The organism is Cryobacterium cryoconiti, from assembly GCF_004403065.1.
GTDB classification, from domain to species: domain Bacteria; phylum Actinomycetota; class Actinomycetes; order Actinomycetales; family Microbacteriaceae; genus Cryobacterium; species Cryobacterium cryoconiti.
The window spans coordinates 40,055-62,147 of record NZ_SOHA01000001.1 but is presented as its reverse complement, the minus strand read 5'-3'; the positions used below and the strand labels follow the sequence as shown (position 1 = coordinate 62,147).

Genomic DNA, 22,093 nt, shown 5'->3' with positions numbered 1-22,093 from the left:
CTCCGCCGTCATCTCCTCCTCCACAAACCAGGTTTGATCAGGTTATCCACAGGGTGCAGGAGGGTGCCCGGATGCGACGTCGAATGTCAGTGGGTGCCCGTAACGTGTGTCTCATGAAGCCCTCAGCTGTGGAGCAGATGGAGACCCTCGGTCGTCACTTCGACGCGATCCGGGAGACGCAGGCCGAGGCCGCGCGGGTGCACGCACGCCTCGTCGAACAGGTCGATGAGGCCCGCCGGTTCGCCGAGACGGCGGCTCGGCAAGCAGCCATGGTTCCGACGAAGGTCGCGCTGGCCGCGAAGGTGCCCCTCGCCCGGTGGGACGCCGCAATGATCGCCGAGCGAGAGTTCGTGACCGAGCTGGCCTGCACCCTGCGGCTGCCGGTGCGGTCGGCGGAGACCCTGATCGCCGAAAGCCGCACCCTCTTGCACGAACTGCCGGCGACGAGGGCCGCCCTGCTCGATGGGTCGATCACGTACCGGCACGCGCAGGCGATCATGCACCAGGCCTGGTCGCTGCCCGCGGAGGCACTACCCGGGTTCGAACAGGCCCTCCTGCGATCCGCACCCCATCTGACCGTGGCGAACCTGAAGTACAAGGCGCGCGTGCTGCGGGAACGGCTGCACCCCGAAACGATCACCGCCCGGCACCAGAAATCCGTCGCTGACCGGCGGGTGGTCTTCGAACCCGAGGCCGACGGGATGGCGTCACTGTCCTGGGTCGACTCGGCGGAAAAAGTGAAAGCAGCGTACGACCGCATCACCGTGATGGGGATCAGCTTGCTGGCCCCCGACGAGCCCCGCACCCTCACCCAGCTACGCGCGGACACCTTCGCCGACCTGATCCTCGACGGGGTCACCGCGAAAGGTGTCGGCAAAGGTGTCCGCGGCACCGTTCATGTCACCGTCCCGGTGCTGACCCTCCTCGGCCACTCGGAGGAACCCGGCCATTTGGAGGGATACGGACCCATCGACCCCGACACCGCCCGGGAGATCGCGGCCCGGGCGCCGAGTTTCATCCGAATCCTGACCCACCCGGAAACCGGGGTCGTGCTGTCCGTCGGCCGCACCCGGTACAAGGTGCCGAAACACCTGAGACGGTACCTGCGAGTGCGGGACGAAACCTGCCGGTGGCCGGGCTGCCGCCGGGCCGCGGCGCATTCCGACCTGGACCACACTCTCGATTGGCAGTTCGAAGGTCTGACGGCGCACGATAATCTCGCGCATTTGTGCCCGGCCGACCACGCGCTGAAGTCGGAGACCCGGTGGAGCTACGTGCATCGTGCCGACGGCACACTGGAGTGGACTTCCCCGACGGGGCGCACCTTCTTGAGCGAGCCGGCCACGATCATCCGCCCGCCTGACAAGCGGCCCAGGTCGACGGGTGACTCCGGGCCGGCTCCGGTGCGGCCGACTGACGCCACGATGGGGCCGCCGGAGCCGGACGAACCCCCACCGTTCTAAGCCCGCGGGTTGCAGGCAGCTGCCGGCTCAGTAGTCGACGCGGCGGCCGAAGCTGCGGGGGGCCCGCGGGCGGGTCGAACAGAAGGCCTCACTGCCCAGGCGCACCATTTCGTGCGGCTGCAGCCCGGCCGACGCGGCGAAGGCGTCGAGGGAGGCGAAGCCGCCGCGCTTGCTGCGCTCGGTGACCGCCGCCTTCGCCAGCAAGCGGTCCATGCCGGGGAGCTTCGCGAGCGTACGCTGGTTCGCCGTGTTCACGTCGACCAGTTCGGCGGCGGCGACCGTGGCGACCGGCGCCGAACGCGTCGATGCCGGCGTATCGGCGACGTAATCAGACCTCGACGTGCCGCCGCCGCTGAGCAGCTTCTCGGCTTCCTTCGGGACTGCTTCTTTCGTGACCGCCGCCGCGCGCCGGCGGGGCGTGGCGGCAGTCCGGGCACGGGACTTCCTGCGGCGTGGGGCGCGGCGTGGAGTGCCGATGAACGTGAGGCCGTTCTCCTTGCGGCCCCAGAGCAGCAGAAGCCAACTCTGATTGATGATCAGGCCGTGCAGCATCACCACCAGGAACAGACTGCCCTGGGTGATCTGCCCCAGATTCCCCTCTGGGATCCGCGCGATGATGGCGGCCACCGCGTACACCCCGGCGAAGATCGTCCAGGACCGACGCCGGGCGACACCGGCGAGGAGCCCGAACGCCAGCGCAGCCAGGGCGCCGCTACCGACGAAAAGGAGCAGCAACCAGGAGCTCGCGCCCAGGCGCCAGCCGATCGAGGGTCCCGTCGCGGACGCCGTGTTCGCCCTGTTCGTCATCGGTTGGTCATCGGTTCATCACGCCTGGGCGCGAACGTTGAGCACCATGGTCACGGTGTCATCCGCTTCCCTGGTCTCCGAGACGAGGTCGAAGCCCGAGCTCTCCGCGCGTGCGCGGATCTTCTCCGCGACGGCCCGCTGCACCATCGCGGCATACTCGCCGTCGAGTCGCTGCAGCAATTCGGTCGCGCTGGCGAGGGTGACTTCGTGCCCGTCCCGGCCTTCGACATGGGCCTCCCACACGCCGTCGTCGGTGAGGGTCATGGTCAGCGAAACACCGTCGATTTCAGCGGTGACCCGGGTGCGCGACACGTCGATCGCAGAGGCGCCGAGGTTCGTCAGGGCCTCGGCGAGCAGCGTGCTGTCCTTCATCCGGGTGCGCACCCGGATCTCTGCGGCCGGGCCGGAGTCGTTCCCGCCCTTCGCCGTGACCGCGGCGCCGAGAACACCGACTCCTCCGGCCGCGGCGGCAGCGGCCAGGGCGATGGGAAGCAGGATCAGGGTGACACTCATGCGAGTCTCGCTTTCATTCCGGGCCGGTGCGATTGGGGACGGTCCTGGCGTGGGCCAAGGTCGTGCAGAAGCTGCTCGAGGGCGGCGTCGTCGGCCCAGCCATTCACGTCGATCTGCCCGTCGGGGCGGATGCGGATCTCGAGCCGGTCGAGCCCGCCGTTTTGTTCGATGCGGGCGACCTCGTCGGCGTAGACGGGGGTGAGCGCACGGATGCCCTGGTTGGTCGAGCCGAGCCAGGGGCGCACGGCATCGGGCTGGTCGCGGAGGTAGGGCCCGTCGATGAGCAGGTCGGTGGCGGCGAGCAGCCGGGCCACGTCGACCCGTGCCGCCGACCACTCGGTGAGCCGCTCGAGGGGGTAGCCGGAGAAGGTCATCACGCTGAGTCCGGCGGCTCGGAAGGCCTCGGCGACCGTCGCCAGGCCCTCGGCCTGATCGAACGGTTCACCGCCGAGAAGGGTGATTCCCTGGGCGTGCGCGCCGAGCGCATCCGTCACCCAGCTCGCGGCCAGATCGGCCGTGTTCTCGAGCCGGCCGCCGGTCTCGGCCCACAGCTGCGGGTTGAAGCAGCCGGGGCAGCGAACGCTGCAGCCCTGCACCCAGAGGGCCGCGCGCAGGCCGGGGCCTTCGGCCGTCGTCGCGGGCAGGAACCGTGACCAGCGCAGCTCACCACCGGGTCGTTCGGTGGGTTCAACGGTGCCGAGCGCGGGGCTCGCTCCGCGCATCCGCGGTGTCTCGAGCAGGGTCACGGCGTGCCGTCCCAGTTCTCTGCCGTCGACTCCTGCTGCGCCTCGACCTGGGCATAGGCATCCGTGAACGACGACGCGGTGGTCTCGGCGTCGAGCATGTTCTCGAGCACGGCGATGTAGTCAAGGCACTCGTTGCCGTGCATGCCGAGGGTTTCGGCGTGCACGCTGCCGTCGGGGCGTACCTGCACGATGAGCTGCTTGTCTGTCATGGGATGTCCTTAGAAATCCACGGTGCGTCCACCGCGACGGCTGGAGAGCCCCGCACCGGTGTCGACGGCGCCGACCAGGGCGTCTTCTTCGGGGTCGATGTCTTCACTGCCCGTGGCCCGCACGGCGCGCACCTCGGCCCAGGCCCGGATGGTCTGCACCTCCTCCGCTTGGGTCACGGCGAGGGGGATCATGTTGGTGATCGCCTCGGTGAGGTCACGCAGGGTCGCCGGGCGGCGCTCGGCGAAGGCCTCGTAGAGGGCCACGATCACGGCCTGCTCGATCTCCGCGCCCGAATAGTTCTCGCTGTCGGCGACGAGCTTCTCGACGTCGGCGGCGCCGAAGGCCGCGAGACCGTTGCCGCCGGTGGCGTTGGAGGAGAGCTGGATGGTCCAGATCGCGCGCCGCTCCACAGCGGTGGGCAGGTCGACGAAGAAAATCTCGTCGAAACGGCCCTTGCGCATGAACTCCGGCGGCAGCGAGTCGATGTTGTTGGCCGTGGCGACGACGAACACCGGATGCTGCTTCTCCTGCATCCAGGTGAGGAAGTAGCCGAAGACCCGGGCGGTGGTGCCGGAGTCGCCGGTGCCCGTGGTGTTGGAGAAGCCCTTCTCGATCTCATCGACCCAGAGGATGCACGGGGCGACGGCTTCGGCGGTGGCGAGGGCGTTGCGGAGGTTCTGCTCCGAGGAGCCGACGAGCCCGGAGAAGATCCGGCCGATGTCGAGCCGCAGTAGCGGCAGCCCCCAGGAGGCGGCCATCGCTTTTGCGGTGAGCGACTTGCCACAGCCGGGCACGCCGGTAATGAGCACGCCCTTGGGGGCCGGCAGGCCGAACTCCTCGGCTTCGCCCAGCCAGGAGCCGTCGCGCCGGGACAGCCAGCGCTTGAGGTTGTTCAGGCCGCCGACGGAGTCGAGGTCGAGCGCCTTGGTGACGAAGTCGAGCAGACCCGACTTGCTCACGATCTGGCGCTTTTCGTCGAGCACGACCGTGATGTCGCCCGCGGCGAGTTGGCCATCGTCGACCATGGCCCGGGCGAAGGCGTTCTCGGCCTCCGACATGGTGAGGCCCCGCGCCGCCTGCACGAGGGCCTCGAGGGTCTTCTCGTCGGCCTTCACGCTGATGCGGCCGCTGCCCGACGAGTTGTTCTCGATCATCGCGTCGAGCATGGAACGCAGCTCGGTCGTGTTGGGCAGCGGGAATTCGAGCAGGTGGGCGAGCTTGTCCAGCTCCGGCGGGATGGCGCGCACCGGGGCCGTCACGATCAGCGCACGCGCGGCATCCGCGTGCCGAAGCTCGAGCACCGTCTCGCGCACCTTGCGGATGATGACCGGGTCGCCGGGGCGCTGCTCTGAGCCGAAGTAGGCGTGCAGGTCGCAGAAGACGAAGACCGCGTTCTCCGGGATGCCGACGACATGGTCGAGCGCCCGGGTGGGGGTGGCCGTGTTGATGACGCCCTTGCCGTCGGGGCCGATCAGCCCGGTGGCGCTGGTCCAGGTCCAGACCTCGCGCGGGCGCCGCAGCGCCTGGGCGGCGCGAGTGATTCCTTCGAGCGCGCGCACCTCCTCGCTGGTCTCGATGTACAGCAGCGGCAGGCGGGCTTTGAAGGCCTGGTCGAGCGTCTGGGCGAAACTCATTGCGTTCCTTTCTGGGGGTCGGGCGTCGGGGCATCCGTCGCCAGTTCGTCGATATCGACGGACCAGGCGTTCGGGGAACCGTCGGACTCGATGGAGAAGTAGACAGCGTCGCTCGGTGGCCAGGACTGGCGCACGTCGACCTCGCCGTTACTGATGATCGACCCGCCGACCGGCCTGCCGAGGGTCGTGAAGGTGACGTAGAACACACCCGTTCCCTTGTGCACGAAGCGGGCGCTGGCCGCGTCGCCCCGGTAGACGAGGATGTCGTTGCCCGCCCCGCTGGCGAAGCCGCCGGCGATCTCGGTGACCCGGGGCTGCTTCAGCGTGATTTCCCAGGGGACGTCGGTCTCCACCCAGAGCTCGAGATCGGCGTCGGGCGGGACGAACAGCAACTCCTCGGGGCCCACGACCGCGCCCACATTGGTCGGGTAGGCACGGTTGTCGGCATCCTGACCGATATCGTAGGTTTCGGTCACGTACAGGCTCACGTAGCCGCCGGTGACCAGGCTCACCAGATACGGGGCCTGATCGTGATCCTCGAGGGGAATCTTGATCAGGCCGCTGGCCTCACCCGAATACGTGACTCCGTTTGATTCGAAGACAGGTGGGTCCGCAACTTCCCACGGGCTGAACGCATCGCCGTTCGCCAACTCGTTCTCGCCGCCTCCGCCGAACGTGTTCAGCGCGAAGACGAAAAGCACCATGGTGCCGAAAACCCACACCCAGACCGAGAACGAACGGATGCGTTGACGAGCAGCGCTCGACACTGAAACATTCGTCATACTCACGATGCGGCTCTTCCCCCCGGGTGTGCTGCGCTCGTCACAGACTACTGCCTGGGGGTGGTCGGGCCGTTGCGGTCAGGCACCCGGGTCAGGTCGACTACACAGCGATCGGGATGAATCCACGCAGGTACTCGCGAAGCGCGGGATCGCAGACATACACGTAGGTCCCCCGGATTCCGCGGGTGAGCAGTACCGCGTAGATGTTGGTGATGAACCGCAGGAGGTCGTCGTCGGTGTACGTCTTGCCGAGGACCGGATTGTTCTCCTTGCCCTTCTTGTCGAAGTACGACCCGCGATCGATGATCAGCTTGCCCGCCACGGGATCGAAGCGAAGGTCCGGGCCGATGATCACACCCGCGTAGTTGAGGTCGTATCCCTGCACGGTGTGGATCGATCCGACCTCGTCCACCGACTTGGGCGACGCGATCCAGTCGGTCTGTGTGCTGTTCCAGCGCAGCTGACAACCGCCGATCTCAATGTCGTAGGCGGTCTTGTCGGTCTTTGTCTTCCAGGCCCACGCATACCCGGCGAGCAGGCGCGAGAGGCCGACCTCGGTATCCTTCCGACGGATCTCCGCCTGCATCCCAGCGATGCTGTCGAACAGGCGAAAATCGTAGCCGTCGAACAGCTCGGCAGTTACTGCCGGCGAGGTGCCGGTCCCGGTGGTCGTGTCGAGGATGCGCCTGACGTAGCCGACGTAGTCCGCCCCGGCCTGCACACGCATCTGCGACATCAACGGATGGTGACGCCTCGAGAGTTTCGCCTGCTGCACGAGACCGGTCAACAACTCGGGTGGCACATCGGCCGGGCGAACGCTCTGCGCCGCGTCCAGCAGGAAGATCTGATGCTTGCTCTTCGCGGTGATCCAGTCGAGCTGGGTCTTCGTCTTGTCGTCGCTCCCGAAGAGCTTCTGGGTGATCTCGCTGAAGTTCTTGTTCTGAACACCCGAGGGCTGATTGGCTCGTTGGTTCAGCCGGTGCGATTCGTCGACGATGAGCAGGTCGAAGTCATCCTCTGCGAAACCAACGTCAAATGCGGTCATTACCATGTCCGGGCGCAGTCCGGGCGTCTTGCGGAACACCTTCTTGATGGACTCACGCAGGGACTGCTGTGGCACGACCAGGCCGATCCGGATGTCCGTGAGAAGCTCCCGGTAACCCGGCACGAAGAACTCGGAGAACAGGGAATCACTGTCTACATCATCGTCAGGAGCCGAGGTCGCAATGTCGACGAGCAGCTTGAGCAGGTAAATCGCGACCACGGTCTTGCCGGTGCCCGGGTCACCCTGCACGACGATCGTGCTGTCGGTGCCTGCCCTCAGATCTTCGAAGAGCCCCTCGAGGATGCCATCGACGGCGACGGCCTGATCGGTCGAGAGCGCCTTGAACGGGGACAGCTTGAAGAGATCGCTGTTCTCGATCTCGGGAATGCTCCGGGTGAAGACCCCGTCACGCCGGAGCTCGTCGAACACCTCGCGGAAGGTCTCACGGTACCGACCGCGATCGTAGTAGTCCGCCTCAGTTATTCCGTCGTTGCGGTTCAGCACGCGGTAGAAACCGTCGCCGGCGAGCATCCGAATCAGGTAGGACTCGAGATCCAGGCACACCGATTTGTTGAAAGTGGCGTCGACGATGACCCGCACCGTGCTCAGGTGCTTCTTGCCGGCCGACTCGAAGTGCTGCCGCATGCGCCCGGCCGCGTTGCGCGACTCCCCCACGTAGACATCGTTGAGGCTGCCCCTGACCGCGGCTTTACCGCCGGCCTCAGCATCGTCCAAAACGTAGACGACCGGCCAATTGGTATTGCGGTGGTCGCGCGGCGCCCAGGCCCGCACCGCTTCTTTAGTGAAGTCGAGCCGCTCGATCTCAAAGTGCGTCATATTTGACGCTGCGCCCCCGGGCTTTGTCGACCGGATACTTCTGGCGGGTTTTGACCAGCTTGTCGAGAACGATCTGGTCGGCGTCCACCCCGAGGCGGTCCGCCAGAAGCAGGCAGTAGGTCAGCACGTCGGCCAGTTCATCGCGCACGCGATCGGTGTCGGCATCGGCGTTCCACTGATAGCACTCGAGTAGTTCGCCGGCTTCGATGGCGATGCTCTTCGCCAGGTTCTCGGGGCTGTGGAACTGCGCCCAATCACGCTCGGCGACGAAGGCCGCGATTTCGTCGCGGACTGAAATTTCGACCATGTCGCAAACCTAGCAGTGCGGTGTTCGTTCAAAAATTGGAGGCCGTTGGCCGCGATTCATCAGGCGTCGCAGCCGATGCCGTCCTTGTCACGGTCGAACTTGGGCTGGAAGCCCGGCGATCCAGCTTGGATGGGGGCCGCTCCCGCGGCACGCACAGCATCGCAGTTCTCGTAGTAAACGTCGACTGGTGCAGGGGCCGGGGCCGGGGCTGCTGGTGCCGGTTCCGGGTCCGGTACCGGTGCCACGACAGGAGCCGGCGCCGGAGGAGCGACAACAACCGGAGCGGGCGCCGGAGTGAACGAGGAGGTCAGCGCCATTTCACCCGTGCAGGAGCCGAGGATGCGAGTCATCGCGTCGTGCTCGGCCTGAGTGACCCACAGGCCATACGTTGCCTTGACCGACACCTGACGGGCGACGTAGCCGCAGCGGATCGCTTTGTTCGATGGCAGCCAGGTTGCGGTGTCGCCGTCGCCCTTCTGAGCGTTGGAGCGACCATCGACGGCGAGGAGGTTGATGGGATCGTTTGCCAGGGAAACGCGCTGAGCCTGAGTGAGTTGCTGAGCTCCGGTCTGCCACGCATTGGACAGAGCCACGACGTGGTCGATCTGCACGAACGCTGACGTGTCCTGACCCCGAACGAAGGCGATTGGCGAGGCGGTGTACGGCGAGACCAGGTAACCGGTCATCACCCGACAGGTTCCGGACAGGGTGATTGTGGTCAGGTCCCGGGCGAGGATGTCGTTGCGGGTGTCGCATCCGTTCTGGTCCACGTCTATCCAGGCGGAGCCGAACATGCCGGTGCGCTCGTAGCCGGTCTTTGCGGCCTTGCCCTTGACGGGGATCGTTGCGAGCAGCTCGAGGGCCGTCGTGTTGGTGGAGCCTGTGTCTATTGCGACGACCGATGCGGCCTCGGTCGGAGCGGAGACTGTCGTGGGGTCGACCGGTGCTTCTTCGGAGAACTCCGGGCCAGGAGTCGGCGTCGGTGTCGGGGTCGGGGTGGGGCTTGCGCTCGGTGTCGCACTAGCCGTGGGCTGCTCTGCAACAGCAATATCACCTGCACCTGGCGCCGCAGCAACGACCCCACCCGAAATGAAGAACACGAGGCTGGCAGCCAGCGCGACCACAACGGTCTGGCGGGCCGGAAGGGATGCCCATGGCCGGCGACCGGCGATCGCATACACACCGGTCACCAGGGCGGCCATTCCCAGAATGACGAGAATTGCCGGGAATCCACCAACGATCGCAAACATCAGGGCGAAGAAAGCGACCAGACCGCCAAGAATCCAGGTGCTGAGAGTCGGCTGGGACCCCGTCAAGTTCGAGACCAACGATTTCCCGAGTCGGGCCATCATCGGCGGGTGTGCCTCGAGGATCAGCTGTTTGAGAACGCTCTTGACCCGGACGGCATCGGCGTGGGACACGCGGAAGTCGACGGTGGTGCCTGCGGCGACCAGCGAGACTTTCGTCTTGCGAAGGCCTCGCGAAGTAGTGACGCTCAACATGTCCGCAACGGGGATCCTCCCTGTCGCGCTCTTGCCGTTCGTTGAGGCTGACGCGAAGAGCGACGTGCCCAGATTCACTAGACCGGCCGTGAGCGTGCCACCGGACGCACCAGGAAGCCTGTACCACTCGATTCGATCCCGGAAGACCGAGACGGTGGCGCTCTTGCCGTCAATGTCGGAGGCAAAGGTGAAGAACGGCGTTTCGTCGCCCGCTTGAGCCGTCGCTGGTTGCTCTTGTTGCTCGCCGAAATTCGTCATTTGATCCCCATTCCAATGCGCTCGACACCGAGTGCACACACGCCTGATCGAAACGTACTGGAGGCGGGGCGTGGTCGGAGACAAGGCGCTCACCCCAGAACGGGGAACAAGAGGGGCGCGGCCGAGTCCCCGTCACCTAGCATGGGGCGAATGTCGGTTCGATTGGCTCCTACGGCCAGGCCGGTTCCGGACGCTGGTCGTTAGGTGCGGTGAGCGGTCACCATCCGCGAGCGCCACCGCCTATTGCAGTGCAGTTACCCACCCGATGAAACGGGCTGGGCTCGCGTAGTGGATGACGCCGTCGCGGTAGCTGTACGCGGAGTCGAACTCCGGAGTCGGCCGGCTAACCGCCCACGGGCCGGTCTCGGTATACCCGTCGGCCAGAAGCTGAGCTCTCAGAACATCCCAAGCCGGCATATCCCGAGTCCAGCTCGCGTACCGAATGGTCAGGTCCGTCTGCGGTTTCGTCCACTCGCAGCGCAGACCGTCAGCTCCGACCAGTGAATCCAGGTCTCCGCGGGGGCCGTCATCACGAAAAGTGAGCCCGTCCGTCGCCATTTTCGAATTCAGATCAGCGGTGAAAGCGTTGTCGCATGTATCGCTTTCTGGCGTCGGAGTCGGGGTCGGCGTCGGAGTCGGAGTCATGGTTACGGTCACCGTCGGCGCAGAAACTGGCCCTCCAGTTTCCGGTAACGACCCAGAACATCCGCTCATTGCCACCGCCAAACAAGCCGCCGCCAGAACCGCACTCGCCCCTCGAAACCCCCTGATACGCATAGCCACAACCTACTGGTTCGGGCCCGCCGCGATTTCTGTCAGGCGTCGTTTCGTAACTGGCGCCACGACTCCCCCAGCTTGGTTCGTCGCGCGATCCCACCGTCATGACTGCAAACTATGCTCGTCACCGACAGATGGTCTAGAAGGCCCGGAAGTCGAGCATCGATTCCCCCACGGCGAGAACCGACCAGGTGCCGCCCTCGGCATCCGTGAACGCGTACGCGGGGACTAACAGGACGCTCCCGTCCGGCTGCCACTGGCTGGTGAGACCGAGGCGTGCGCTGACGATCTCGACGTTGGTCACCGGCCAGGAGACGGAGATGCCGGCGACGGGTGTTGCAGGCGGTTCCGTCGGTGCCACCCATTCCTCGGTCGTGGTCGCCTGATCGCGGAGGGCGATCGGCAGAGTCGTCGCCGCTGCGCTGAACCGCGGGTCTGAGAGTCGTTCGAAGCCCTCCTGCTCGCTGACCACCGGGTACGTCCCGAGATCGACGACGTCGGCGAGGGCCCCGGTGGCGTTGACGACACCGTCTTCTGCCAGCTCCACTGCCCACCCCTGGTCGAGTTGCTGCCCATCGATGACCGGTTTTGCCTCGGCGCTTCGTGTGGGAGAGCCCTCCCACACCTGAGAGGTGAATTCGAACGCGGCAGGGTCCCGACCGGCGGCGGCGAGGAGCTCCCGCAGTGCCCCGATCGCGGCGTCTTCGCTGGGCGGCTGACCGGTCGGCTCGCAGGCCTGGTCACCCTCGCACTGCCACGGGTTCACCTCGGGGTTCTGGAAGTAGAAGGACAGCATGCCGTCAAGACTCACTGACAGGCTCGGGGCGCTGCCGTCCGACGGGCCGGCGACCCAGCTGCCATCCCGCAGTTCCACTGATGACCCGATGCCGAGCGCCGCGGCGAGCGCCGCGACCGTGTCTGCGTTGGATGCCGAACGGGGGTCGTAGGCGTAGGACTGAGCTGTGCCCGCCTGTGTGCCCAGACCGGAGGCGCTGAAGGCGTTCCGGCCGGATCCGTAGGGGTAAGTCAAGGGAGACATCTTCTGGTCGATAGCGGCGCCGGCGCCAACGGATGGCTCGATGCCGCCTTGCACGACGCTTTCGGGCCCCCCGTTGGACTGCAGAGTGATGGGCGGAGCAGCGCCGTCGGCGAGGCTGCTCGACCCGCCTGTGGTCGCTCCGATCCCGTATCCCGCGCCACCCACGATCGCGATCGACGCCGCGACCGCGACGAACGGGAGCCAGCGTGGCCTGCGGCGTGCTCGTTCCGTGCCCAGGTCGGCCACGGGTGCCGAGTCGACCATCGGTTCGGCCTCAGGGCCGGTGATCCGCGCGACGACCTCGTCGGCGAACCCGGCACGCGCTTCGATATCCCCCGCCGGGTCGGCGGCACGCAGCCGGGCAACCGGGTCTCGTTGTTCGTCGTCGTCGTTCATGTCGATCAGCCTCCGGAATTTCGGTTCACCTGGGATATGTGCGGAGCGTGCCGAATCTTGCAGAAGCCGCCGAATCTTGCAGAAGCCTAGAACGACATCCGCTCGCCCCAGGCTTCTCGCAGTCGCTTGCGTGCACGCGACAGCGCGGCGTCCGCCCCGGATCGGGAGATGCCGAGCACGCCGGCGAGCTCGGCTCCGTCGAGACCTTCCCACGCATGGAGGAGAAGGATGTGCCGGTCGCGCTCCCCCACGCTGGCAAGCGCGCCGCGGAGCTCCGCATCGAACAGGAGGTTCAGCTCCGGATCGCCGTCGACTCGCACCGCACCCGACTCGGGCACCGCGTCGACGGGAAGATCGAGGTGCTTCCTGCGCGAATTCGCGAGGGTGAATCCCGCCGTGCGATACAGCCACGGCAGCACGGCCTCCCGTGGCAGGTCGTTGCGGCGTCGCCAGGCTGTGGCGAAGACCTCAGCGGCCAGGTCCTCGGCATCCTGACGCGGTCCGCGGCGGGCGAAGTAGCGCACGAGCGCAGTCGAGTGCTCCCGGACGACCTCGGTGAACCAGTCGATGTCGGCCGCCGGCTTGGGTGGGTCTGCGCTGTCGGGCATCGCCGCTTCCTCGCTCATGTCGGCGGTGGCTGGGGTGTCGGCGATGCTCACGTACTGAATATGTCGCTTCCGCCGTCAGTCTTGCACGCAGCACGCCGAATTTTCGGAGATCGCGTCACTGTGCGTGGACGTCCTTGATCGAGGGCAGCGGCCCCGAGCCCACCGTCGTGCTCCTCGGCAGCCCGGACTGCTCGAAGAGAGGAAGATTGAGGTTGTGAAGATTCTCTCGATTCAGTCGGCCGTCGCTCACGGCCACGTTGGCAACTCAGCGGCGGTGTTCCCCCTCCAGCGCATCGGGGTAGAGGTGCTGCCGGTCAACACGGTGAACTTCTCCAACCACACGGGGTATGGCGCGTGGCGTGGATCCCTCATCGCGCCCGAGGATGTGCACGATGTGATCCTCGGCATCGAGGAACGGGGCGTGCTCCCCCAGATCGACGTCGTGCTCTCGGGATACCAGGGCGGCACTGGGATCGGCGACGTCATCGTGGATGCGGTGCGGCGGGTGAAAGCGGCGAACCCCGCGGCCATCTACGCGTGTGACCCTGTGATGGGCAACGCGAAGTCCGGGTGCTTCGTGGCGCCCGAGATCCCCGACCTGCTGCGGGATCGGGTGGTCCCTGTGGCCGACATCATTACTCCGAACCAGTTCGAGTTGGGATTCCTCACCGGAACCGAGCCGACGACGCTGGACTCGACGCTCGCCTCCGTCGACCTCGCCCGGGCGATGGGACCGGGCACCGTTCTCGTGACGAGCGTGGAGCGCCCCGACCGCGAGCCCGGCACCATCGAGATGCTGGCAGTGGATGCTGCGGGCGCCTGGATCGTTCAGACTCCCCATCTGCCTTTCAAAGCGAACGGATCGGGTGACGTTACTGCGGCTCTATTCTCGGCGCACTACCGCGCGACCGGTGACGCCGCTGAAGCGCTGGCACGGACAGCGTCCAGCGTGTTCGATCTCATCGAGCTGACGTATCAGTCGGGTGAGCGAGAACTGCAGCTGGTGCAGGCTCAGAACTTCTACGCTCATCCGCGCCTGCAGTTCACCGCCCAACGCGTGCGCTGAGATCAGACCTCGACGACGTGGGTCACGACTTAGGACTCTGAGGGCACCAACGGCAGTTCGTCTCCGTAGTTCCACGACAAGATGGCCGGCTGCTCACGGTAGAAGCTCAGCACGGAGACTGATCCAGCATCCAGGGTGATTTGAGCACCGAATCGAGGGGCCATCCTCAGGTACACGGCGGTCAGAATGCGCAGGAAATGGCCGTGCGCGATCAGAGCGACATCTCCCTCGACCATCGCAGGCAGCACCCGTGTGAGAACCCGCGACGCGCGGGCGGCAACCTCCTCGACCGTCTCGCCGGGCGTTTCACCGCGAATCACGCCGTGGGTGAATGCGCTCCAGTTGTAGCCGAGTTCGCTGCGGATGTCCCGCGTCGTGCGCCCCTCGTACCCGCCGTAGTCCCATTCGACGAGAAACGGATCGACCTCAGCATGAAGGCCGGCGAGCTCAGCAGTGCGTCGCGCACGCTGCAGCGGCGACGTCAGCACGAGCGAGAAATCGTAGTCGGCTACCAACCTGCCCGCGCCGCGGGCAAGTTCCTCCCCCCGGGCAGTGAGCGGAATATCCGTGAGCCCAGTGTGTTTGCCAGCCTTCGACCACTCCGTCTCACCGTGACGCAAGAGAATCAGCTTCCCGGACGGGTTATCCGGAGCGGGGTGGCTGGGCAGCGGCTCGTTCGTGAACATACGGCAACAGTAGTGTCACCCCCGGTTCAATGGGGGTTCTTGATTGCTGGAAAGGCGAGCGTTCCCCCCTGCTTGCATTCGAAGCGGGTGGGAAAACGGACATCTCGACCGGATCGTTTCCTGCCCGGCCTCAGAGGAAGGCGACCGCGCGCACTGGCGCCCCGTCGCCGCCGAGGCGCAGGGGGAAGAAGCCGATCCGCACCCGTGAGGGCAGGTCATCCAGTCCGCAGAGGTTCTCGACGATCAGCCCGCCACCGCCCAGCACGACCTCGTGCACGGGAAAGTCGGCCGACGACGTACCGGTCGGGTCGGGACTCAGCGTGTCGACCGCGAGGATCCGCATCCCGCGGGCGACGAGCTCGCTCGCAGCACCGGCATCGAGGGCCGGATGCCGCACGGAGCGTGTGTCGCCGAACCACCGCGCCCAGCCCGTGTCGATCACGACGATCGGGGGCAGTCGATCCGGTAGCGGATGCTCCGCATTCAGCCGGTCCCACCCGTATACCTCGCCCTCGGCGAGCGCTCGTACCCGCACCACCAGCGCATCGCCGAGGAGCTCGTCGAGGGCCACATCGGCCATTGTCCGGCCACCGGGGACGGTATGGGACGGCGCATCAATGTGCGTCCCGGTATGAGACCCCATTCGCAGCCCCGTCACGGCCACCCCGTCACGGTCGAGGTCCAGCGCGGCTTCGACGTGGACCGCCGGGTCGCCGGGATACACCGGCATGCCGTCGGTGATCGGGTGGCTGAGGTCCCGGAGCGCCGTGCGCGGCGGCGCTCCAGGGCCGTCAGCGAGAGGTGTCGACATCGGCGAGGTGCTGGCTGGGCTCGAAAGGCGTCCTGCTGCGGCGCGCGAGCGACAAAGCCAAGTAGATGGCGAAGGTCAGGAGGAAGGCGGGAATGGTCGCACCGAACGGAAGCGGCCACACGTAGGCCCACACGTAGGCAGACGTCGCACCGACCACCCATGACGCGACAGCAAGCCAGTTGATGCCGCCGGTGTACCAGTAGCGACCACCCTGAGCCTTCAGGATGTCGGCGTTGTAGCTGCCGCGGGCAACGATGTAGTAGTCGACGATCATGATCGCGAAGATCGGTGCGAACAGGGCGCCGATCGTGACCAGGAAGGTCGTGAACTGGGCCAGCAGACCGAAGAAGGTCGAACCGGTGATCGAGATGAGCCCGAGGACGATCGCGGTGGGCAGGAACTTCACCCGGCGGCCGGGGAGCGCGTTGACCACGCTTGTGACCATGCCGTAGACGACCATCGTGTTCGTCGCCATCACGGATAGGAAGATCGCGACGGCGAAGAGGGCGCCGAAGGGTTCGATGATCGTCACTGGATCGAACGGCATCGCGTCGCCGCCCCCTAGAACGACGTAGCCGATCGCGCTCGCGCCGAGCGACATCGAGATCACCGTCGACAGCGTGTAACCGATTCCCGAGCCGACCACGCCCGCGCGGGTCGACGATGCGAAGCGGTTGAAGTCGGCCGAGAGCACCGTCCACGAGATGGCGGTCGCGACCACGACATCGAACGCCAGTCCCGGGGAGTAGAACGGCTCGAGCGACGCCGGGATGGCCGAGAACTCAGCCGGCGTGAACGTAGAGAATGCCACGACGAAGATGTAGGCGGCGATCGCGAGGATGACCGCGGCGAACCACGGTTCCACCCGAGCGACTCCGGCGTGGCCGAAGATCGCGAGGATCACGACGATCGTCTGGCAGAGCACCGCGAAGATGACGGGGTTCGAGAACCCGGTCATCGACGCGACGATGTAGTTGAGGGCGATCCCGGCGAGCATCGCCTGCACCCAGCTCCAGCCCATGAGGATGACCACGTTGGCGGCCACCGGCAACAGGCTCCCACGGGTCCCGAAGGGTCCGCGCGTGATTGCCATTGTCGGCAGGCCGGTGCGCGTTCCGATCGCGCCGATCGTCACGAGCACTGCTGCTCCGACAATCGTTCCGCCGACGATCAGGGCGATGACGAGGCCGAACGGCACATCCGGCACGAAGAGGGTGCCGGTAAGAAGGGTGGTGACTACAAGGTTCGCGGCCAGCCAGATCATGAGCACGCGGCCGAGCGAGTAGGTTCCGCGAACCGGGCCCGCGTCATCTGAATTGGTGTCCAGTCGGCCTTCGATACGGGTGTAGAGCGACATCTTTGGGCTCCTCGATGAATGGGGTCGGGTCAGGGCTGGGGTGAGAGGTGTTCGTGGACGGCAATGAGGCCGGCAGAATCAGACCGGAAGACGATCGTTTCGCGCTCCTTGTAGGACATCGGTCCGTCCGCGGTGATCACGCTTGTGCTGACGGAGTGGGTGAAGACGGCTCCGCCGGGAAACGCCTGCACTGCGGCCGCGCTCGATGCGCAGGATTCCACACTCCAACCGCCACCCACCCACTCCTCCCACATGGCTTCGTAGGCAGCCCGGTCCTCGATTCGCGCTGGTTCGGTGTGAAAGACGAAGGTTGCGTCGGGTGCGAAGAGTGAGAAGTAGCGCGGGCCGTCGGTGGCGGCGAACGCCTCGACGATGGCGGATGCCGCGGCATGGACTGCTTCGTCCGTCGGGGTGGGCAGTGTCATGGGCGTCTCCTGTGTCGGGCTAATCGGTCGGGTTCGGGACTTCTACGTCGGGTCGGGGCCGTGTCGCACGGGGTGGGTCATCCAGGTGCCATCGCGCTCAGCAACTCGTAGACGACGTGGCTGGCCGCGACAGCAGTCAGCTGGGCATGGTCGTACGCGGGGGCGACTTCGACCACGTCGGCGCCGATGATGCGCAGGTCGGCCAGGGCACGCAGCATCCGGAGCAGTTCTCGACTCGTGAGCCCGCCCGCCTCCGGAGTTCCTGTTCCCGGAGCGTGGGCGGGGTCGAGTACGTCGATGTCGATCGAGATGTAGAGCGGTGCATCTCCGACTCTGGCGCGGATGCGTTCGATGGCGGCCGCGACGCCGTGCTCTTCGACGAATTCGCTCGTGACGATCGCAAAGCCGAGCCGGGCGTCGTCCTCGAGGTCGTCCTTCGAATACAGGGGGCCGCGGATGCCGACGTGCATGCTCGCGGTCAGGTCGATGAGGCCTTCTTCGGACGCTCGACGGAAGGGGGTCCCGTGAGTCATCGGCGCCCCGAAGTACGTGTCCCACGTGTCGAGGTGGGCGTCGAAGTGCAACACCGCGACGGGCCCGTGCTGCGCGTGCGCGACACGGAGCAGCGGCAGAGCGATCGTGTGGTCTCCGCCGATGGCGACTAATCGGTCGGCGTGCTCGCTGAGCTGGCGCGCACCCGCCTCGATCTCGGCCACGGCAGCAGCGATGTCGAACGGGTTCGCGGCGATGTCACCGGCGTCGGCGACCTGCTGGGCGCCGAACGGGAAGACGTCCTGCGCCGGGTTGTACGGTCTCAGTAGACGCGAGGCCTCGCGCACATGCGCGGGACCGAAGCGAGCACCGGGTCGGTAGCTCACCCCGCTGTCGAAGGGAATGCCGACGATCGCGATGTCTGCCCGCTCGACCTCGTCGAGCCGCGGGAGTCGCGCAAAGGTCGCGATTCCAGCGAACCGGGGCACGACACTTGCGTCCACCGGCCCGCGGGGCTCACTCGTCGCATCTTTGCTGAACGGTTGCATATTTGACAACTTTCGGTACGCTGTAGACAACTACTGCGCTAACCGTATGCTGCCCCGCGCGGATCGTCAAGGACGAATGTGTGAGCAGCGTCGAGGAGGACCTGTGCGAGCCATCCATCCCACCGCCGAAGGCACCGCGACACCCATCGGCGCCAAGCTGCGCTCCGCGCGCACCGCTCAGGGCATGTCACTCGCCCAGGTCGCTCAGACGACGGGCCTCAGCAAGGGCTTCATCAGCCGGGTCGAGCGCGACGAGACGTCACCGAGCGTGGCAACGCTTGTCCAGTTGTGTCAGGTGCTCTCGTTGCCCGTCGGAGCGCTCTTCGCCGAACCCGAAATCCACCATGTCGCGTACGCCGACGCTCCGCGGATCAACTTGGGCGGAGTGCGCGCCGACGAGCGGCTGATGTCGCCGCGCGGCGAGGAGCGGGTTCAGCTGCTGCGATCAGAACTCGAGCCCGACGCGCACGGCGGGGCCGATCTCTACACGATCAACTGCGACGTCGAAGCGCTCCACGTCGTCTCGGGATCACTCACCGTGCGATTCGCCGGTCGAACCGTGGCCGTCCACGCCGGCGACGCGCTGACCTTCCCCGGTCGCGAGCCGCACACCTGGCAGGTCGAGGGTGGAGAGCCGGCCGTCGTGCTGTGGATCATCGTGCCCGCGCCGTGGAGTGGCTCGGCCTGACCGAGACCGCAGGAGTGTCATCAGCATCGACTGGGAGCTCGGGAGCGAAGACATCACCGCCGTCTACTGGGTGGGCACGTTCGAGGCCCCGGCCGATGCGACCGAACCTCACGCCTGGACCTCGCAACGAGACGCTGCGGCGACTGACACGGCGGTCATGTCGTCGACAGACGACGCCAAGGAGTTCATCTACAAGGAAGGCGTCATCAGAGAACCCACAACCGCCGCCGGGCGGGGCTGCCCGGATGACCTCAGGAGCCTAGACGTTTCGTTGGTTCTTACGGTTTTCGCTTGGCGCCTGGATCAGAACGCTGGCGTAGCGCGGGGCCCGCGTCGGCGACCCGACGTTCCAGGCTCTCCAGCAGCAGTTCCAAGCCGTAGTCGAACTCGTCCGCGAACGCGTAACCGCCATCGCCGAACAGCTCGGCGCGCGAGCGCGCAATGTGCGGATACAGCTCCGCCGGCGCCGCGACCGTGACGGCGAACGCCTCCTCGGCGCCATCCCCCGGTTCAAACGGCAGGCTCGTCTCGGTCAGCGCGAACCCGTACACGTAGGCGTCGATGGCGGAGAACGCGTGTATCGCGAGCGCGACGCTGAAGCCGTCGGTCATCAGCACGCCCAGTAACCGGTCGTGGTGCTGCAGCAGTGCCGGGCCGGGGTGAGGGCGCGATTCCATCATCCCCAGCGCCCACGGATGAGCCGTGAGCACCGACCGCGCCGATCGTGCCCGGACGGTCAGCGCCTCCCGCCAGGTTCCACCGACCTCGGGCAGCTCGATCCTCTCGAACACCCAGTCGGCAAGGTCGTCGAGCAGCGCTTCCTTGCCTGGCACGTGATGGTAGAGCGACATAGCCTCAACGCCGAGCACCTTCGCGACACTGCGCATACTCACGGCCGCAACACCCGCGCGGTCGGCCACCGCAGCGGCCGCGCCGATAACGCTGTCCCTGCTCAGCGGTGCGCGCGGCGTCATCCACCCATCCTTGCGCACTTACGCTCGTAAGGCTACTCTGGCGATCAGTCCTTACAGTCGTAAGTCATGATTCGACGAATCAAGCCAAGGAGCATTGTGATGAGAACGCCTCGATCCCACACAGCACGAGAGAATCCGCCGTCCCAGAGCACGCTGCAAGATCTGCGCATGCCCGTGCAAGCCAAGCCTGCGGCAGCCTGGACGAGCCTCATGTTCCTCGTCCTCTACATCGACTACCACCACCGGTACCAGCCCGGCGAAATCGACAAGCTCCGGGGTGGCGACATCCTCCACGAGCCGGTCAACGGGCTCGACCCCGAGGGGCGCTGAGAACGGTGAAGGCGATAACCCAATACCGCTACGGCGGACTGGACACTCTCGAATACGTGACTGTTGCCCGGCCCGTCGCGGCGAAGGACGAAGTCCTCATCCGGGTTCTGGGAGCATCCGTCAACTCGGCCGATTGGCTGCTCATGCAGGGTGAACCCTTCGTTGCGAGGTTGGCGTTCGGCCTGCGGCGGCCCACGGTCTTGACGCGGGGCAGGGATGTGGCCGGCGTGATCGAGGCTGTGGGCGACAACGTGCGCCGTTTCAGCGTTGGCGAGGAGGTTTATGCGGAGGTGGATGCCGGCAGCTTCGCTGAGTACACCGTCGCCCACGAGAAGCGCCTCGCTCAGAAACCCTCGCGAATCAGTTTCAGCGAGGCGGCTGCCGTGCCGATCGCCGCAACGACGGCGCTGCAGGGCGTGCGGGAAGTCGCAAAGATCAAGCCGGGCGACAAGGTGCTGATCAACGGGGCGTCCGGCGGAGTCGGCTCCTTCGCCGTGCAGTTGGCTCAGGCGTTCGGGGCCGAAGTGACTGGCGTCTGCAGCACCGCAAATCTCGAGTTCGTGCGCACGTTGGGCGCAGACCACGTGATCGACTACACGGCTGAGAACTTCGCGACGGGCGAGGCTCGCTACGACGTGATCATCGACCTCGTCGGCAACCGATCGGTCGCCGAGTGCAGGCGGGCCCTCACTCGTCGCGGAACTCTGGTGCTGGCGTCGGGCAACGGGGGACGCGTGCTCGGTCCGATCCGACGGATGCTTGCAGCGATGCTGCTGGGCATGTTCGTGACCCAGAACCTACGACCCCTCTCCGCGAACGCGAGCGGGGTCGACCTCGAAGTTCTTCGGCAGCTCATCGACGCCGGCACCATCACGCCGCCAGTCGACCGCAGCTACCCGCTCGCTGAGACGCCTGAGGCGATCCGCTACTTCGTTGAGGAGCACGCCAGGGGGAAGGTCACCATCAACGTCACCAGCCTGAACAACACCAAGGAGTAGGCCGCCAGATCTTCATCCGCGACAGGCGCGCCGTGCGCTCCCTCGACACCCCAGGAGAGACATCATGAACCCCCTCGACAAGAGCTTCTCGATCGACCAAAAGATGACGGCCACCCGCCCAATTGCTCAGCAGAAGGGCGAGCGGCAGCGACCGAGGAGCGGATGGCTTGCCATAACCGGCCTCTTGATCCTCAGCGCCCTTCCCGTACTCGGCGGTGTGCTTCGCTTGACGGACGGGATCGCTGAGCCCGAGAGCGAAATGCTGGTGGCTACATCCGTAGCGGTCGTTGCGCACATCGTGGCCATGAGCGTGTTCTGCATTCTCGGCGCAATCCAGTTCTCTCCAGCACTGCGAATTCGGCGCGGTTGGCACCGTACGGCCGGCCGTGCACTGATCCCCGCTGGATTAATCGCGACACTGTCAAGCATCTGGCTCGCAGTTTTCTTCGGTGGACCCCCTGATGAATTCGCACTCGCGATGTTTCGACTCGTCTTCGCCGTGCCGATGACAGTGTTTCTTGTGCTCGCCGTGATCGCGATCACGCGTCGCGACTTCGTTGCGCACGGAGCATGGATGACGCGCGCCTACGCGATCGCTGTCTCCGGCGGAACCCAGGCGCTCGTCGTCACACTGTGGACGCTCAATGTCGGTGAGGTCGACTCATTCGGCGAGGCATGGCTGGTCGCCGCGGGTTTCTTGATCAACAGTGTCGTGGCGGAGTTACTTATCCTGCGACGGACCAGCCGACGCAGGCGCGGTCGTGCGAGGCGTGGCGCGCTCACATCATGAACCC

The 22,093-nt window shown here is 66.2% G+C and carries 24 protein-coding genes; 6 read left to right on the top strand and 18 right to left on the bottom strand.

The genetic code is table 11. The features are described 5' to 3' along the window. The first annotated feature begins 113 nt into the window (after positions 1 to 113). Positions 114 to 1,463, top strand: a complete 1,350-nt coding sequence (locus E3T49_RS00315) for an HNH endonuclease signature motif containing protein (RefSeq protein WP_166785420.1) — start codon at positions 114 to 116, stop codon at positions 1,461 to 1,463. 27 nt (positions 1,464 to 1,490) lie between these two features. Here the strand turns inward: E3T49_RS00315 and E3T49_RS00310 are convergent, their stop codons facing one another. From E3T49_RS00310 to E3T49_RS00255, 12 genes are all read right to left on the bottom strand, one after another. Further along, on the bottom strand, positions 1,491 to 2,270 hold the full coding sequence (locus tag E3T49_RS00310) for a ComEA family DNA-binding protein (protein WP_134422355.1): 780 nt from the start codon (positions 2,268 to 2,270) through the stop codon (positions 1,491 to 1,493). An 18-nt stretch (positions 2,271 to 2,288) separates the two neighbouring features. Continuing rightward, on the bottom strand, positions 2,289 to 2,783 hold the full coding sequence (locus E3T49_RS00305) for a hypothetical protein (RefSeq protein WP_134422353.1): 495 nt from the start codon (positions 2,781 to 2,783) through the stop codon (positions 2,289 to 2,291). Continuing rightward, positions 2,780 to 3,529 carry a 4Fe-4S single cluster domain-containing protein gene (locus E3T49_RS00300; RefSeq protein WP_241972562.1) on the bottom strand — a complete coding sequence of 250 codons (750 nt, stop codon included), beginning with the start codon at positions 3,527 to 3,529 and terminating at the stop codon, positions 2,780 to 2,782. The genes E3T49_RS00305 and E3T49_RS00300 overlap by 4 nt, the downstream gene beginning before the upstream one ends. Next, a complete protein-coding gene (locus tag E3T49_RS00295; RefSeq protein ID WP_134422351.1) occupies positions 3,526 to 3,738 on the bottom strand; it encodes a DUF2997 domain-containing protein in 213 nt (70 codons plus the stop codon). The genes E3T49_RS00300 and E3T49_RS00295 overlap by 4 nt, the downstream gene beginning before the upstream one ends. A 9-nt stretch (positions 3,739 to 3,747) precedes the next feature. Then, complete coding sequence (locus tag E3T49_RS00290; RefSeq protein ID WP_134422349.1) at positions 3,748 to 5,373, bottom strand: AAA family ATPase; 1,626 nt, start codon at positions 5,371 to 5,373, stop codon at positions 3,748 to 3,750. Next, positions 5,370 to 6,155, bottom strand: coding sequence for a hypothetical protein (locus tag E3T49_RS00285; protein WP_134422347.1), 786 nt, complete (start codon positions 6,153 to 6,155; stop codon positions 5,370 to 5,372). The genes E3T49_RS00290 and E3T49_RS00285 overlap by 4 nt, the downstream gene beginning before the upstream one ends. Positions 6,156 to 6,255: 100 nt before the next feature. Continuing rightward, entirely contained in the window at positions 6,256 to 8,037 is a 1,782-nt protein-coding gene (locus E3T49_RS00280; RefSeq protein WP_134422345.1) for a DUF2075 domain-containing protein, read from the bottom strand. Then, positions 8,024 to 8,344 carry a nucleotide pyrophosphohydrolase gene (locus tag E3T49_RS00275; RefSeq protein ID WP_134422343.1) on the bottom strand — a complete coding sequence of 107 codons (321 nt, stop codon included), beginning with the start codon at positions 8,342 to 8,344 and terminating at the stop codon, positions 8,024 to 8,026. The genes E3T49_RS00280 and E3T49_RS00275 overlap by 14 nt, the downstream gene beginning before the upstream one ends. Before the next feature lie 59 nt (positions 8,345 to 8,403). Then, the gene (locus tag E3T49_RS00270) at positions 8,404 to 9,846 is read right to left on the bottom strand and encodes a GmrSD restriction endonuclease domain-containing protein (protein WP_241972561.1); all 1,443 of its coding nucleotides are present in this window, start codon (positions 9,844 to 9,846) and stop codon (positions 8,404 to 8,406) included. A gap of 498 nt (positions 9,847 to 10,344) precedes the next feature. Continuing rightward, a complete protein-coding gene (locus E3T49_RS16020) occupies positions 10,345 to 10,521 on the bottom strand; it encodes a hypothetical protein (RefSeq protein WP_166785419.1) in 177 nt (58 codons plus the stop codon). Positions 10,522 to 11,020: 499 nt separating this feature from the next. Next, positions 11,021 to 12,316, bottom strand: coding sequence for a hypothetical protein (locus E3T49_RS00260; protein ID WP_134422339.1), 1,296 nt, complete (start codon positions 12,314 to 12,316; stop codon positions 11,021 to 11,023). Between the two features lie 86 nt (positions 12,317 to 12,402). Continuing rightward, positions 12,403 to 12,975 carry an RNA polymerase sigma factor gene (locus E3T49_RS00255; RefSeq protein ID WP_241972560.1) on the bottom strand — a complete coding sequence of 191 codons (573 nt, stop codon included), beginning with the start codon at positions 12,973 to 12,975 and terminating at the stop codon, positions 12,403 to 12,405. Positions 12,976 to 13,138: 163 nt separating this feature from the next. On the opposite strand from E3T49_RS00255, the gene pdxY reads away from it, so the two are divergent. Continuing rightward, the gene (gene pdxY, locus E3T49_RS00250; protein ID WP_134422337.1) at positions 13,139 to 13,990 is read left to right on the top strand and encodes a pyridoxal kinase PdxY; all 852 of its coding nucleotides are present in this window, start codon (positions 13,139 to 13,141) and stop codon (positions 13,988 to 13,990) included. 29 nt (positions 13,991 to 14,019) lie between these two features. Here pdxY and E3T49_RS00245 read toward each other — a convergent pair whose 3' ends face one another. From E3T49_RS00245 to speB, 5 genes are all read right to left on the bottom strand, one after another. Then, positions 14,020 to 14,676 (bottom strand): histidine phosphatase family protein, encoded by a 657-nt coding sequence (locus E3T49_RS00245; RefSeq protein ID WP_134422335.1) that lies wholly within the window; start codon positions 14,674 to 14,676, stop codon positions 14,020 to 14,022. 130 nt (positions 14,677 to 14,806) lie between these two features. Continuing rightward, on the bottom strand, positions 14,807 to 15,487 hold the full coding sequence (locus tag E3T49_RS00240; RefSeq protein ID WP_134422333.1) for a cyclase family protein: 681 nt from the start codon (positions 15,485 to 15,487) through the stop codon (positions 14,807 to 14,809). Next, entirely contained in the window at positions 15,468 to 16,844 is a 1,377-nt protein-coding gene (locus E3T49_RS00235; protein ID WP_134422331.1) for a purine-cytosine permease family protein, read from the bottom strand. The genes E3T49_RS00240 and E3T49_RS00235 overlap by 20 nt, the downstream gene beginning before the upstream one ends. Before the next feature lie 29 nt (positions 16,845 to 16,873). Beyond that, a complete protein-coding gene (locus E3T49_RS00230; RefSeq protein ID WP_134422329.1) occupies positions 16,874 to 17,269 on the bottom strand; it encodes a YybH family protein in 396 nt (131 codons plus the stop codon). A gap of 77 nt (positions 17,270 to 17,346) precedes the next feature. Continuing rightward, positions 17,347 to 18,309, bottom strand: coding sequence for an agmatinase (speB, locus tag E3T49_RS00225; protein ID WP_134422327.1), 963 nt, complete (start codon positions 18,307 to 18,309; stop codon positions 17,347 to 17,349). A 103-nt stretch (positions 18,310 to 18,412) separates the two neighbouring features. Here speB and E3T49_RS00220 point away from each other — a divergent pair, with 103 nt between their 5' ends. Beyond that, complete coding sequence (locus tag E3T49_RS00220; protein ID WP_134422325.1) at positions 18,413 to 18,997, top strand: helix-turn-helix domain-containing protein; 585 nt, start codon at positions 18,413 to 18,415, stop codon at positions 18,995 to 18,997. A 278-nt stretch (positions 18,998 to 19,275) separates the two neighbouring features. Here E3T49_RS00220 and E3T49_RS00215 read toward each other — a convergent pair whose 3' ends face one another. After that, positions 19,276 to 19,971, bottom strand: a complete 696-nt coding sequence (locus E3T49_RS00215) for a TetR/AcrR family transcriptional regulator C-terminal domain-containing protein (RefSeq protein ID WP_134422323.1) — start codon at positions 19,969 to 19,971, stop codon at positions 19,276 to 19,278. Between the two features lie 168 nt (positions 19,972 to 20,139). Here E3T49_RS00215 and E3T49_RS16375 point away from each other — a divergent pair, with 168 nt between their 5' ends. The 3 genes from E3T49_RS16375 to E3T49_RS00205 all read left to right on the top strand — a co-directional run bounded on the left by E3T49_RS16375 (position 20,140) and on the right by E3T49_RS00205 (position 22,089). Beyond that, a complete protein-coding gene (locus E3T49_RS16375) occupies positions 20,140 to 20,301 on the top strand; it encodes a hypothetical protein (protein ID WP_198414192.1) in 162 nt (53 codons plus the stop codon). Positions 20,302 to 20,306: 5 nt separating this feature from the next. Further along, positions 20,307 to 21,299 (top strand): NAD(P)-dependent alcohol dehydrogenase, encoded by a 993-nt coding sequence (locus E3T49_RS00210; RefSeq protein WP_134422321.1) that lies wholly within the window; start codon positions 20,307 to 20,309, stop codon positions 21,297 to 21,299. Positions 21,300 to 21,363: 64 nt separating this feature from the next. Continuing rightward, a complete protein-coding gene (locus E3T49_RS00205; protein ID WP_134422319.1) occupies positions 21,364 to 22,089 on the top strand; it encodes a DUF2306 domain-containing protein in 726 nt (241 codons plus the stop codon). Positions 22,090 to 22,093 lie beyond the last annotated feature (4 nt).